The following is a 12,484-nucleotide window of genomic DNA, read 5'->3' on the forward strand; positions in this document are numbered from 1 at the left end:
GTGGTGCCGAGCGGCCGTCCCGGGCCGCTGGACCGGTGACGGCGGTCAGTAGCCGCCGAACCAGCCGGGGACGTCCAGCCGGAAGACGTCCAGGGGCGTCACGGCCCGCAGATCGGCCTCCAGGGCGCGCAGGCGGTCCTCGCCCAGCGTCCTCGCCCATCCGGCGCGCAGGTCGTCGAAGATCCGCGCCGACAGGACGAGGCTGTCCACCCCCCGCCCGGTGAGCCGCACGATCTTGCGCCGGGCGTCGTCGGGGTCGTGGGCGCGTTCGACGTAGCCCAGCCGCTCCAGGGTGTCGACCGTCTTGCCCGCCGCCTGCTTGGAGACGCCCAACCGGCGGCCGAGCTCCACCGCGGTGGTGCCCCGCGAGCCGATCGCCTGCATCACGAAGCCGTGCATGGGCCGCAGGTCGGGGTGTCCCCGGCGGGCGAGCTCGGCGTGGAGCTCGTCGATGAGGATCCGGAAGCCGAGGAAGAGCCGGAGCGGGAGCTCGAAGCCCGCGGAGCCCGCGGAGCCCGGGGGGGCCGGCGCGACGGGGGGAGCCGGGGAGCCCGAGGACACCGCGGAGCTCGAAGGGCGCGCGGAGCTCGAAGCCACGGGGAACCCCGAAGGGCCCGTGGAGCCCGCGGAGCCGGGAGGGTCGCTGGACACGGGCACCTCCTGCTCGCGGCTCCGACAATGGCGTTGTCGAGTTTAGGGACGCGCGCCGCCCCTGTCACCCGCCCCCTGTCACCCGCCCTGTCACCCGCCCTGTCACCCGTCCGGTCGCCCGGCTCAGCGCGTACGGCCGTCCGGGCGGCGCTGGTCCTGGAGCCAGGTGTCGGTCTGGCGGGTGGCCTTGGGCGCGCTGGGGGTGGCGGGCGAGCGGCGGGTGGCGCGGGTCTCGGTCACGGTGAAGTCGGCCACCACGTGCCGATTGTGCAGCAGGAAACCCACCACGCCCGCGATCGCCTGCACGCTGCCCCCGGCCCGCGCGTGACCGGTCAGCAGGTAGACCAGCGGCGTGGACGGCTGGTCGAGGGCGAAGTAGCGGCCGTGATGGTGCGCGTCCTGGAGGGTCCTGATGGGGATCGGCCTGGAGGTGGTGAACCACGCGGCGACCTCCCAGGAGGGCTGGGACTGGTCGGCGTCGTTCGACTCCTCGTAGCAGGTCGTGCAACCCCGGCGAGCGTCCTGCCCGTGGGGGCACGCCCAGGCGGCGAGGTCGTGCGGCATGCTGTGCTCGGACATGAGCTGACCGTACCTTCCCGTGCCGGAACCCCGCCGCTTCCCCCGCTCCACGCGCCGGGGCACCGCGGTTTCCCGTTCTCCGTCCTTCCCGAGATCCGGGTTCATCCCCCGATTCCGGACCGTCCCCCCGTCCGCGGACCGATCTTCTTCCCTCGATCGGGCACTCCTCCCCGAATCGGCCCCTCCGATCGGCTCTCCCGCTCCGTCGCCCCGGCACCCCGGCCGGCCGGGGTGCCGCCGACGGCCGGCGCCGCCTCACCATATTCCGTTATTTATGCAGTTCAGCGGGGGTAAAGCGCGATCTTGGAAGCGTTTCGGGGACACGGCTACGGGCATCGCACCGGTCTGGGGGCATCCGACGGGGGGACGCATGACACATGGGTTCGACGCTTCCGATCGCCGCGGGCGGGGCGCCGCCGGCGTCCGCGGTGACGGCGTCACGGTGAACGATCCGTCCCGGGGTGCGGACACGCTCGCGCCGGGGCCCGGCCCCGCCGCCCCGGGACCCGGTCCTTCCGGGTTCTCCGAGCTGTCCGAACTGTCCGAGCTGTCCGAGCTGTCCAGGCTTCCCGGGACGCCCGATCCCCGGGCGGCGGCGGGCCCGTCCAAGGCCCCGCGCTCCCCGGCCGTCCCGGGAGGGACGGCGCCCGCCGGGACCGATCCCGCCGGCCCCTCGCCGCAGATCCGGGCCCCGGAGCTGCCCGCCGCGCGGGGGCCGATCACCACGCTCCTGTTCGAGCGGCTGGTACGCCCTCCGCACCGTTTCGGCCTGTTCTCGCTCCCGCTGATGTCGTTCCCGGCGCGCTTCGCGGGCCCGGTCCTGGCGGACGAGGACGTGCAGCTGGCGCTCTTCGTCTGCTATGAGCTGCACTACCAGGGCTTCCGGGGGGTGGACGAGCGGTGGGAGTGGAACCCCTCCCTGCTGGAGGTGCGGGAGATCCTGGAGACGCGGTTCGAGGAGGGGCTGGCGCGGGCCGTGTCCTGCCCGCCCGCGCCGCGGCCCGGGGACACGCGCCGGGCCCTGGTCGAGCTGGTGGCCGCCGCCGAGGGGCCCGACCTGTCGGTGTTCCTCCAGCGCCAGGCCGACCTGGCCCAGTTCCGCGAGTTCGTCGCGCACCGGTCGATCTACCACCTGAAGGAGGCCGACCCGCACACCTGGGGGATCCCCCGCCTGCGCGGCCGTTCCAAGGCCGCCCTGGTGGAGATCCAGATGGACGAGTACGGCGGCGGGCGTCCCGGGCGGATGCACTCCGAGCTGTTCAGGACCACCATGCGCGGCCTGGGCATGGACGACTCCTACGGCGCCTACCTCGGCCGGGTGCCCGCGATCACGCTCGCGATCTCCAACGCGATGTCGCTGTTCGGCCTGCACCGCCGTCACCTCGGCGCGCTGCTCGGCCAGCTGGCGGCGTTCGAGATGACCTCCTCGATCCCCAACGGGTGCTACTCCCGGGGGGTGCGGCGGCTGGGCGGCGACGAGGAGACCTCGCGCTTCTACGACGAGCACGTGCAGGCCGACGCCGTGCACGAGCAGGTCGCCGCGCACGACATGTGCGGGGGGTTCGTCGCGCAGCACCCCTCGCGCGCCGGTGACGTCCTGTACGGGGCGGCCTGCGGCCTGACCCTGGACCGGCTCTTCGCCGAGCACGTGATGGGGAGCTGGCGCCGGGGCGTCTCGTCACTGCGGGAGGCGGGCGCCACGATCGGGCCGTGACGGCCGCCGTCCGGTCCCCGGCCGCCCCCCGCCGATCCACCGGGGGACGCCCGGCGACCCCGGCCGTCCCCCGCCACCGGTCGTCTCCCCCCGCCGGTCCACCGGGGGGCGCCCGGCGATCCAGGCCGTTCCCGTCACCGAGTCATCGAGTCCCCGTCACGGGGCGTCCGGGCCCGCTCCGTTCCCGGTCCGGTCCGGTCCGTCCTGAGGAGGGTCGGGCTCGCCCGGCGCGCGGAAGCCGATCGCCTTGTGCGAGCCGTCACAGAAGGGCTTGGCGGCGGACCGGCCGCAGCGGCACAGCGCCACCGTCGCCCTGCCGGGGTCGATGGTCCGGCCGTCCTGGGTGAGCAGCTCGAAAGGCCCCCGAACCAGCAGGGGGCCGTCCTCACACGTGGTCACTGTGACCGAATTGTCCCCTTTATGTGGCATTAGAGAAGACTGCCCGCTGATGTCGCGGAGAAACGCGAACGGTGATCGTGGCCCGTACGCACTACCGGCCCATGGCCTGGCGGATCACGTCGCGGGTCCGGTTCACGATCGCCACCGGGCCTCCCAGCAGCAGGTTCCCGAGCGCCGACTCGTTCCCCGGGTGCGGGTGGGTGGGCGCCACCGCCTCGGCGGCCTTCACCCCCGCGGCCAGGGCCCGTCGCTCGGCCACGCTCGTGCGCGCGCGCAGCCGGGGGAACTCGTGCTCCTCCTCCGCGCGGGCATGGGCCAGCACCACCGTCCGGAGCGCCCGCAGCCCCGCGGGGAAGTCCGGGTGCTCCGGGCCCAGGTCCTCCAGGCCGGCCAGGAGCCGCTTCGCCTCCCGTTCCTCGGCCAGGCGGCCGTCCACCACCTCGTCGCCGTCGTCGAGCAGCAGGCGCACGTAGGGGTGGACGATCTCCTCCTCGGCGGTCTCGTGCACGGCCAGCAGCCGTACGAGCCGCTGGAAGGCCTCCGCCCGCCCGCCCTCGCCGGTGCTCCCCTCCACCTCGTCGAACAGCTCCCCGATCATCCCGTGCTGGCGCACCAGCAGATCCACGACGTCGTTCTCACCCATCAGCTCGGGTGCGATCCGGCGGTCACTCATGGGGCCCCCTTCGGCTCTCCGGTCGATTACCCCTGCTCGCGCCGCGAAACCACGACGGCTCCCGATGGGGCGTGAATAAGCGCGCCGAGGCGGGGTAGGCGTCTCAGCAAAATACATTCTTAACATTTATCCCAAATATGGCGTTCGACGGGACTCGTTTGCGATCAATGTGCCTGTACGAGCCCCTGACCTTGGACGTCCTCCCTCCCGGTCCGGTCCGTCTCGTGCCGGGAGATCGAAAAAATCATCCGGCCGTCCAACAGCAGCTCAGATGGTAAAAACCTTATGCGGCATATAGATCTTTCCGTGAATTTCAGAAGTCTGATGAATGGGAAGGGGCCAGGAGGGTAACCGGAGACTCAGTCGAGATGCACAACCTTTGGAGGGCATCGATGAGTGAATTTCCGACCGGGGCGGGGGAGCGCCCAGGCTATGGCCAGGACTCCCCGAGCACGGCTCAGCACGCCAAGTCCGCCGTCGGGGAGGTCGCCCAGACCGCCAAGGGGCAGACGCAGGCGGTCGCCGGGGAGGCCAAGCAGCAGGCTCGCCAGGTGGTCCAGCAGCTGAAGGGCCGCGTCGGTGACCAGGCGCACCAGCAGAGCCAGCGCGCCGCCCAGGGCATCCGCCAGTGGGCCGACGACCTGGCCGCGATGGGCGAGAGCGCCAAGCCCGACTCACCGGTGTCCGGAGTGGTCCAGCAGGTCGCCGACCAGGGACGGCGCGCGGCCGACTACCTCGACCAGCACGGGCTGGCCGGGGCGGTGGAGGAGGTCCAGACCTTCGCGCGCCGTCGTCCGGGAGCGTTCCTGCTCGGCGCCGTCGCCGCCGGCTTCCTGATCGGCAGGGCCGCCAAGGCCTCGGGCGGAGCCGCGTCCGGCTCCTCCGCGACCGGAGCCGGGACGGGGACGGGCACGTCCTACACGCCGCCCGCCTACCCCACCACGCCGAGCACTCCCTACCCGACCACGCCGCCGGTGTCGGCGCAGCCGCTGACCGAGCCGGTCGTCCGGCCTTCGGTGGACCCGTACGGCACCGAGCCGACGACGACCCGCGAGGGTTTCGGCGGCCCCGGCAGCACCCCGCCGAACACCGGTCTGGGTGGTGAGATCCGATGAGCTATCCCGGCCCTGAGCCGAGTGAGCCGTCACTGGGACAACTGGTCGGGGAGATCGGGGAGGACCTGTCGAGGCTGGTCCGCCAGGAACTGCAGCTGGCCAAGGCCGAACTCCGCGAGGAGGCCGGTAAGGCCGGCAAGGCGGCGGGCCTGCTGGGGGGAGCCGGATTCGCCGGCTACATGGTCGCCCTGCTGCTGACGCTGGCCGTCGTGTTCGGCCTGGGCAATGTCATGGATCTGGGATGGGCCGCGTTGATCGTCGCCGTCATCTGGGCGGTGGTGGGAGCGGTGCTGTACACGACCGGGCGCGCCCGGCTTCGCGAGGTGCAGCCCAAGCCGGAACGTACCGTTGAAACGCTCAAGGAGGATGCCCAATGGGCACGGGACCTGACGAAATAAGGGCAGAGATCGACGCCACCCGCGCCGAGCTGGCAGCGGACGTGGAGCGTCTCGCCGACCGGACGAGCCCGAAGCGGATCGTCCGCCGCCGTACCGACACCGTGCGCCGGCGCATCCAGACGGTGCGCGAGCGCGTCATGGGCACGCCGACGTACGCCGTCCACAAGGTCGGCAACCAGGCGTCGTACGCGGCGGCCGGGGTGCGCGACGCCGCCACCGGCACCGCGGAGACCGTCCGTGACGCCGCCTCCGGCACCGTGGGCACCGTCCGTGACGCGGCCTCCAGCACCGCCGAGACCGTCAAGCAGGGTGCCCAGCAGGCGGCCGAGGTGGTCCAGAACGCGCCTCAGCAGGCGATGCGGAGCACCCAGGGCAACCCGCTGGCCGCCGGAGTGATCGCTTTCGGCGCCGGGCTGCTGGCGGCGACCCTGATCCCGCGGACCGCGGCCGAGGAGCGCGCGGCCGGGCAGATCATGGAGCAGGCCGAGGGCGTGATCGAGCCCGTCAAGCAGGCGGTGCAGGAGTCGGCCCAGTCGCTCGGCCAGGAGGCCAAGGAAGTGGCCCAGGAGGCCGTCCAGCAGGTCAAGGAGAGCGCCACCGGAGCCGCCCAGGCCACCGGTGAGCACGCCCGGGAGCAGGCTCAGCAGGTGGCCGACCACGCCCGTCCGGGCAACGGTCACCAGTAACCGGTGACCGGTAGCCGATGACGGGCCCCGGCCCGTCCGGCGGATTCATCAGAAGATCCGAGCGCCGCCGTCCTCACCGCAGAGGGCGGCGGCCTCCGACAGAGGCGGTGCAACCCCCATGTCAGGTCAGGACACCGGACGCCCGGTCACCGGCTCCGGTCGCGCGGCGGACGACCAGGCGGCTCCCGACAAGCCCACCGAGATGCCCAAGGAATCGTGGTGGGCGGTGTTCAAACGCACCGTCAAGGAGTTCCAGCAGGACAACCTGACCGACTGGGCCGCCGCCCTGACCTACTACGCGGTGCTGTCCATCTTCCCGGCGCTGCTGGCCGTGGTCTCGCTGCTCGGCCTGTTCGGGCAGTCGGCCACCCAGTCGCTCGTCGACAACCTCGGCGCCATCGCCCCCGGTCCCGCCAAGCAGACCCTCGACACCGTGCTGCAGGGCCTGCAGAGCAGCCCGCGCGCGGCCGGCATCAGCACCATCATCGGTATCGCCGTGGCGCTCTGGTCCGCCTCGGGGTACGTCGGCGCCTTCATGCGCGCCGCCAACGTCATGTACGAGATGCCCGAGGGCAGGCCCGTCTGGAAGACCCTGCCGCTGCGGCTGGCCATCACCACCGTCCTGGTGATCCTGATGGCGGTCGGCTCGGTGGCGGTCGTGTTCACCGGCGGCCTCGCCGACCAGGCCGGGAAGGTCCTGGGGGTCGGCGAGACGGCGCTGACCGTCTGGAACATCGCCAAGTGGCCCGTCCTGGTCCTCATCGTGATGGCCACCCTCGCGCTGCTGTACTGGGCCGCGCCCAACGTCCGCCACCCGGGCTTCCGCTGGCTCACCCCCGGCAGTGCCCTGGCCGTGGTGCTCTGGATCGTCGCCTCGGCCGCGTTCGCCTTCTACGTGGCCAACTTCGGCGCCTACAACAAGACCTACGCGGCCCTGTCCGGCGTCATCGTCTTCCTGATCTGGCTGTGGATCTCCAACGTGGCGGTGCTGCTGGGCGTGGAGTTCGACGCCGAGCTCGCCCGCGGCCGGGCCATCGAGGCCGGCCAGTCCGAGCGGCAGGAGCCCTACGTCGAGCCCCGCGACACCCGCAAGTTCGACGACGAGGAGCGCGAGCAGGTCCGCGACATCAAGGGCTGACCCGGCCGGGCCGGCCGCACGACCGGCCCGGCTCGACGGTCCGACGGCCCGGCCTCCCAAGGAGGCCGGGCCGTTCTAGTGCTCGCCCGGCAGCGGCCGCATCGCGCCCAGTAGGTCGTCCAGGGGCACGTGGGCGAACCCGATCCGGGCGTCGCTCGCCCCGTACGGCAACCACAGGGCGTCCGCGTGCAGCAGGCCGCCACAGGAGTACACGACGTTGGGCACGTACCCGTCGCGCTCGGTCTCCTCCGGGGTGAGCAGCGTGCCCGGGAGCTCGGCGACGACGCGGTGCGGCTCGTCCAGGTCGAGCAGGAGCGCGCCGATGGCGTAGCGGCGCATCGGGCCGACCCCGTGGGTCAGGACCAGCCAGCCGGCCGCGGTCTCCAGCGGGGAGCCGCAGTTGCCCACCTGGATCAGCTCCCAGCTCTGGCGGGGGGAGTGCAGCGGGATCGGCCGCCGCCACCTGCTCCGCTCGTCGAGCGAGGTCAGGCCGATGGTCTCGCCGTCGGAACGGCAGAGCGCCAGCCGCTGCCCGCCCACCCGGCGGGGGAACAGCGCCATCCCCTTGTTGGCCGCGCCGGGCCCGCGCAGCGGGGTCACCTCGAAGCTGCGCAGGTCGTCGCTGGACAGCAGCTGCGAGCGGATGTGCCGCCCGTCGTAGGCGGTGTAGGTGGCCCGGTACGAGACCGTGCCGTCCTCCTCGACGACCCGCACGAAACGGGCGTCCTCCATCCCGTTGCTCTCGGCGGAGCTGGCGGGCCAGAGCACCCGCCGCTCGACGGGGACCTGTTCGGGGAAGGTCACCGCGTAGTCCGCGGCGGTCGACCGGCGCATCTCCTCCAGGGTCGCGTGCGTGGTGGTACGGGCCAGCAGGTCGGCCGGGAGCCGCGCCACGGCCCGTTCGAACTCGTCGTCGCCGAACAGGTCCGGCAGGGAGCCCAGGACGGTCGCGGAGACCTCGTTGTCGCGGTCCTCGTCGGCGAGCGCCGCGGCCAGCAGGTCCCGCCGGTGCAGGGTGCCGCGCCGGGGGCCGAGGGTCAGCGGCCCCGACCGGTCGGTGACGGCCAGCTCCGCCCCCGGGCCCAGCAGCACCGTGGCGAAACCGATGGACGACAGGTGGCCCTCGCCGATCTGCCGCGTGCTGATCACCGTGCGCAGCTGCCCGGGGAGCAGGCCGGACTGGTCGGGGTGGGCCACCATCGAGGGGTTGCACAGGGCGGCGCCCTCCACGGCGTACTCGTGGCTGAAGTAGGCCCCGACGAGCAGGCGGGTGTCCGGCCCCAGCTCGACATGGCCCGGGACGCGGTGGCGGACCATGTCGTAGTGGTGCAGGAAGGTCGCCTCCAGGTCGCCGTGCCGGTCGCCGAACCGCCGCAGCGTCTCCCGGAGCAGCGCGGCGGTCTCGTCCGGCCCCAGCAGCGCGACCCGGTCGATCAGGGCCGCGGCCCGGCTGCGCACCAGGGCGGCGTCCTCACCCGGGACGAACAGCTTGACGACCACCCTGCGCGGGTCCGGTGCCAGGGTCGGGCCGAGCCGGGTGGCCAGGTCCCGGACGGTCACGGCGTCTCGGCCCGTCCGAGAGGCGGCCCGCCGGCCCGCCGCGCGTCCTGCCGCGCACCCTCGCCCGGTACGGCATCGCCGTGCCGGGGCCGCCCGCCCTGTCGCGGCAGCCCGGCCTCCGGGGAGTGCCCGGCCGCGCGCAGCCGCTCGGCGTGCTGCATCGTGGAGATGAACGCGATGGTCGACTCCGCACCCTGGTTCAGGTTGGGGCCGTACGGGGTCAGGCCGTCGTGGCCACCACCGGTCGCGGCGTCCCACATCACCGCGCCACCGTCGTTGACGCCCCGGAACCACGCCACGGCCCGCCACACCCCCGCCCGCCAGACGGGGTCGCCGGTGACGGCCTCCGCGACGGCGAAGGCGTCGGCGAGCGCGGCCGGCTCGATCGGCTGCTGGTCGTAGCGGTCCCGGGGACCGCCCCTGCGCCACCCGCTCACCGGGACCACCGAGAACCGGCCGCCCGTGGTCTGCACCTCGCCGAGCCAGGCCAGCATCCGCAGGCCCGCGGCGAGCGTACGGCCGTCACCCCCGAGGTGACCGGCGCTGATGAGCACCTCGGCCAGGGCCGCGTTGGCGTAGGTCAGCTCCGGCTGCGGCCACGGCCAGTCCGGATCGTCAGGGGGCGGGCCGACCGCGAGGGCGGCGTCCGACAGCAGGGCCGCGGCCGGGGCGCTGTCCGGGTGGGCGCGCAGCACCTCCGCCGCGCCCAGCCCGGCGAACACCATGGCCCGCGGGTGCGGGGACCTCCTGGTCGCGCCGAGGGTGAAGGCCATCATGGCCTCCTCGCGGATCCACCGGGCCGGGTCGCGGACCGCCGCGGTGCCCAGGCCCCACAGCGCCCGCCCCCACCAGTCGCCGAGACCGGGCTCGTCGCTCCAGCGCCGGTCGTAGGAGAGCCGGTTGCGGAACGCGCCGGAGTCGTCCTGCGCGTGGGTGAGGAAGGCCAGGTAGCGCTCGGCGAGCCGGTGCACCTCCGGGGACGGCGAGGGCTCGCGGGAGGCGACGACGAGCCCGCGGGCGACGTCGTCGGTGCAGTAGCCGTGCTGGCGGCGGGCGACGGCGTGCCGGGCGTGCTCGAACAGCCCGGTGTCGTCGCTCAGCCGTACCAGGTGCCGGAAGTCCGGGCCGGACGGTACGGCGGCGGGCGCGGTGGAACACCCGGCGGGGTCCGGGGCGAGGGGGGCCTCGGAGGAGCCGGGGGGCACGGGGGGAGCCGGGGTCACGGCAGCGCCACCGCCGCGGCGGCCGGTCGCTCGGACAGAAGGCTCCGGGCGAGGTTCTCGTAGCGGGCCGCCACGGCCGGCCACAGCAGGGTCGGGGCCACCACGCGGGCACGGTTCCTGAGCTCGTCGGCCAGGCCAGGCTCGGTCAGGATCCGGCGCACCGCGGCGGCGAGCGCCACCGGGTCCTCGTGCGGCACGAGCAGGCCGGGCCCGTCGGTGAGCAGCTCCACCGCGTGCGGGAAGGACGTGGCGACGATCGGCACGCCGGCCGCCACCGCCTCGATGAGCACCCCGGAGGTGACCTGCTCCTGCGAGTCGTACGGCAGCACGACCACGTCGGCCGAGCGGATCAGCCGGATCAGCGTGGTCTGGTCGCGGTAGATCGGGTCGTAGTGCACGTCCTCGGCCACGCCCAGCCGCTCGCCCAGCCGCTCCAGCCCGTCGCGGTAGGACTCGCCGTACTGCTCCAGCACCTTGGGATGGGTCTTGCCCGCCACCGTGTACGTCGGGGAGGGCGAGAGGTCGCCCAGCAGGGACAGCGCCCGCAACGCCCACTCGATGCCCTTGCCCGGGCCGATCAGCCCCCAGGTGAGCAGGCGCGGGCGCGGCTGCCGCACGGCCAGGACGTGCATGTGCTCGGCGGCCCCGTGCGGGATGACCGAGACCTTGCGCGCGTCCACCCGGTAACCGCCGAACAATCGGTCGCGGGCGGTGCCGGTCATGGTCACCACCGCGCCCGCGGCGTCCACGATCTCCTCCAGCAGACTCCGCTGCCGGGGGGTGGGGCGGGTCAGCACGGTGTGCAGGACCACGATGCTGGGCACGGACAGGGCGCGCAGCAGCGGCAGGACGTCCTGGCCGTCCGCGCCCGGGTAGATGCCGTACTCGTGCTGGACGACCGCGACGTCGAACCGTTCCAGGGCCGAGGTCGCCGCCCGCCAGCCCTCCCTCTCGCCGGGCGTCCAGGTGTGCACGACCCCGCGCGCGGGACGCGCGTCGTCGGAGTCGGTGACGACCCGGACGATCCCGCCGCGGGTCCCGCCCTCACCGAGGTGGGCGGCCAGCGCGGAGTTGAAGGTCGCCAGCCCACACTGGGTGGGCGGATGGGTGCTGAGAAAGCCGTATGTGCGGACCAACTGTCATACCTCCGGTCATCGGCCGCTCCGGGTGCGGATGCGGCCTCACGCGGTGGAGACGTCCATCGGCCGGCGTGATGACGGATGGAGTTCGAAGCCTGGTGCCGGGGCCGTCCTCGTCGGGGCCGGCTTTCCGCGATCCCACATCCAATGGCAGGCTCTGCGTCACTTCGACAGTATCAATGCCCTATTTACGGCCCAGCATGCTGCGATATACCTGTAAATAGTCGTTCACCATCCGGTCAACGCCGAACCTGCGTTCGGCCTGGGCGCGGCAATCCGCCCGGTCGATCGCGCCGACGCGCGCCACCGCGGAGACCGCCTCCTCGACCGTGCCGACCAGCAGGCCGGTGATCCCGGGGTCCACCACCTCCGGCATGGACCCGCGCCGGTAGGCGATGACCGGGGTGCCGCAGGCCATCGACTCGACCACCGACAGGCCGAAGGGCTCGTCGAACGCGATGGGGTGCAGCAGCGCCAGGCTGCCGCCCAGGATCTCCGCCCGCCGCTCGGGGCCGACCGAGCCGAGGAACCTGACCCGCTCGCCGTCGACGTGCGGGGCGACCTCCTCGTCGAAGTACCGCCGGTCCTGGACGATCCCGCAGACGGTCAGCGGCAGCCCGGCCCGCCGGGCGATCTCGATCGCGGTGGCGGTGCCCTTGTCGGGATGGACGCGGCCGAAGACGACCAGGCCAGGACCGCCGTGCGGATCGAACGGCAGCAGGCCCAGGTCCACGCCGTGGTAGACGGTGGCGACGTAGTCCAGCTCGTCGGAGCGGTCGGAGTCGGAGATGGAGACGTACGCCGACCGGGCACGCGCGTAGGCGGGCAGGATCCCCGCCCCGGAGAAGCCGTGGACGGTGGTGACCATCGGGGCGCGGCAGTGCCCGGCGAAGGCCAGCGGCAGCCAGTCGAGGTGGTTGTGCACGAGGTCGAACTCGCCGGAGCGGCCCAGCGCGTGCGCGACGTGCATGGCCTCCCAGACCCGCCCGTCCATCGACGGGTCCTCGGCGTAACCGGCCGGGCAGACCCCGTCGAGCGAACCCGCGGTGATCGAGTCCAGGGTGGCGAAGAGCGTCACGTCGACGCCCCTGGCGACCAGCCCCTCGGCGAGGAGCCCGGTGACCAGCTCCCAGGGCCCGTAGTGCCGGGGCGGCGTGCGCCAGGCGACCGGGCCGAGCAGGGCCACCTTCACGGGGCGCCCGCCCCGCC

Annotated in this window: 13 protein-coding genes; 5 read left to right on the forward strand and 8 right to left on the reverse strand. The window is 73.4% G+C overall.

The window, feature by feature from the left end; all coding sequences use genetic code 11:
* Positions 1-45 precede the first annotated feature (45 nt).
* Positions 46-597 (reverse strand): MarR family winged helix-turn-helix transcriptional regulator, encoded by a 552-nt coding sequence (locus ACZ6RT_RS20705; protein WP_470155402.1) that lies wholly within the window; start codon positions 595-597, stop codon positions 46-48.
* 177 nt (positions 598-774) lie between these two features.
* Positions 775-1,230 (reverse strand): hypothetical protein, encoded by a 456-nt coding sequence (locus ACZ6RT_RS20710; protein WP_399193821.1) that lies wholly within the window; start codon positions 1,228-1,230, stop codon positions 775-777.
* A 442-nt stretch (positions 1,231-1,672) separates the two neighbouring features.
* Between ACZ6RT_RS20710 and ACZ6RT_RS20715 the strand changes: the two genes are divergently transcribed.
* Entirely contained in the window at positions 1,673-2,944 is a 1,272-nt protein-coding gene (locus ACZ6RT_RS20715) for an iron-containing redox enzyme family protein (protein WP_399193819.1), read from the forward strand.
* Positions 2,945-3,100: 156 nt separating this feature from the next.
* Here the strand turns inward: ACZ6RT_RS20715 and ACZ6RT_RS20720 are convergent, their stop codons facing one another.
* Entirely contained in the window at positions 3,101-3,343 is a 243-nt protein-coding gene (locus tag ACZ6RT_RS20720) for a CDGSH iron-sulfur domain-containing protein (protein WP_399193817.1), read from the reverse strand.
* 91 nt (positions 3,344-3,434) lie between these two features.
* Positions 3,435-4,016: a hemerythrin domain-containing protein gene (locus ACZ6RT_RS20725; protein ID WP_470155405.1), complete on the reverse strand. Its 582-nt coding sequence runs from the start codon at positions 4,014-4,016 to the stop codon at positions 3,435-3,437.
* 392 nt (positions 4,017-4,408) lie between these two features.
* On the opposite strand from ACZ6RT_RS20725, the gene ACZ6RT_RS20730 reads away from it, so the two are divergent.
* The 4 genes from ACZ6RT_RS20730 to ACZ6RT_RS20745 all read left to right on the forward strand — a co-directional run bounded on the left by ACZ6RT_RS20730 (position 4,409) and on the right by ACZ6RT_RS20745 (position 7,353).
* Entirely contained in the window at positions 4,409-5,131 is a 723-nt protein-coding gene (locus tag ACZ6RT_RS20730; protein WP_399193813.1) for a hypothetical protein, read from the forward strand.
* Positions 5,128-5,529 carry a phage holin family protein gene (locus ACZ6RT_RS20735; protein ID WP_344899474.1) on the forward strand — a complete coding sequence of 134 codons (402 nt, stop codon included), beginning with the start codon at positions 5,128-5,130 and terminating at the stop codon, positions 5,527-5,529. The genes ACZ6RT_RS20730 and ACZ6RT_RS20735 overlap by 4 nt, the downstream gene beginning before the upstream one ends.
* Positions 5,505-6,215, forward strand: coding sequence for a DUF3618 domain-containing protein (locus ACZ6RT_RS20740; RefSeq protein WP_399193811.1), 711 nt, complete (start codon positions 5,505-5,507; stop codon positions 6,213-6,215). Before ACZ6RT_RS20735 ends, ACZ6RT_RS20740 begins: the two co-directional genes overlap by 25 nt.
* Before the next feature lie 118 nt (positions 6,216-6,333).
* Complete coding sequence (locus ACZ6RT_RS20745) at positions 6,334-7,353, forward strand: YihY/virulence factor BrkB family protein (protein WP_399193809.1); 1,020 nt, start codon at positions 6,334-6,336, stop codon at positions 7,351-7,353.
* A 75-nt stretch (positions 7,354-7,428) separates the two neighbouring features.
* On the opposite strand, the gene ACZ6RT_RS20750 is transcribed toward ACZ6RT_RS20745, so the two are convergent.
* From ACZ6RT_RS20750 to ACZ6RT_RS20765, 4 genes are all read right to left on the reverse strand, one after another.
* Positions 7,429-8,670: a glycoside hydrolase family 130 protein gene (locus ACZ6RT_RS20750; protein WP_470155458.1), complete on the reverse strand. Its 1,242-nt coding sequence runs from the start codon at positions 8,668-8,670 to the stop codon at positions 7,429-7,431.
* Between the two features lie 239 nt (positions 8,671-8,909).
* On the reverse strand, positions 8,910-10,136 hold the full coding sequence (locus ACZ6RT_RS20755; RefSeq protein ID WP_399193807.1) for a glycosyltransferase: 1,227 nt from the start codon (positions 10,134-10,136) through the stop codon (positions 8,910-8,912).
* Positions 10,133-11,272 carry a glycosyltransferase gene (locus tag ACZ6RT_RS20760; protein WP_470155407.1) on the reverse strand — a complete coding sequence of 380 codons (1,140 nt, stop codon included), beginning with the start codon at positions 11,270-11,272 and terminating at the stop codon, positions 10,133-10,135. The genes ACZ6RT_RS20755 and ACZ6RT_RS20760 overlap by 4 nt, the downstream gene beginning before the upstream one ends.
* Before the next feature lie 187 nt (positions 11,273-11,459).
* Positions 11,460-12,467: a glycosyltransferase family 4 protein gene (locus ACZ6RT_RS20765; RefSeq protein WP_470155408.1), complete on the reverse strand. Its 1,008-nt coding sequence runs from the start codon at positions 12,465-12,467 to the stop codon at positions 11,460-11,462.
* Positions 12,468-12,484: the final 17 nt, after the last annotated feature.

This window comes from Streptosporangium sp. NPDC050148 (assembly GCF_055586505.1).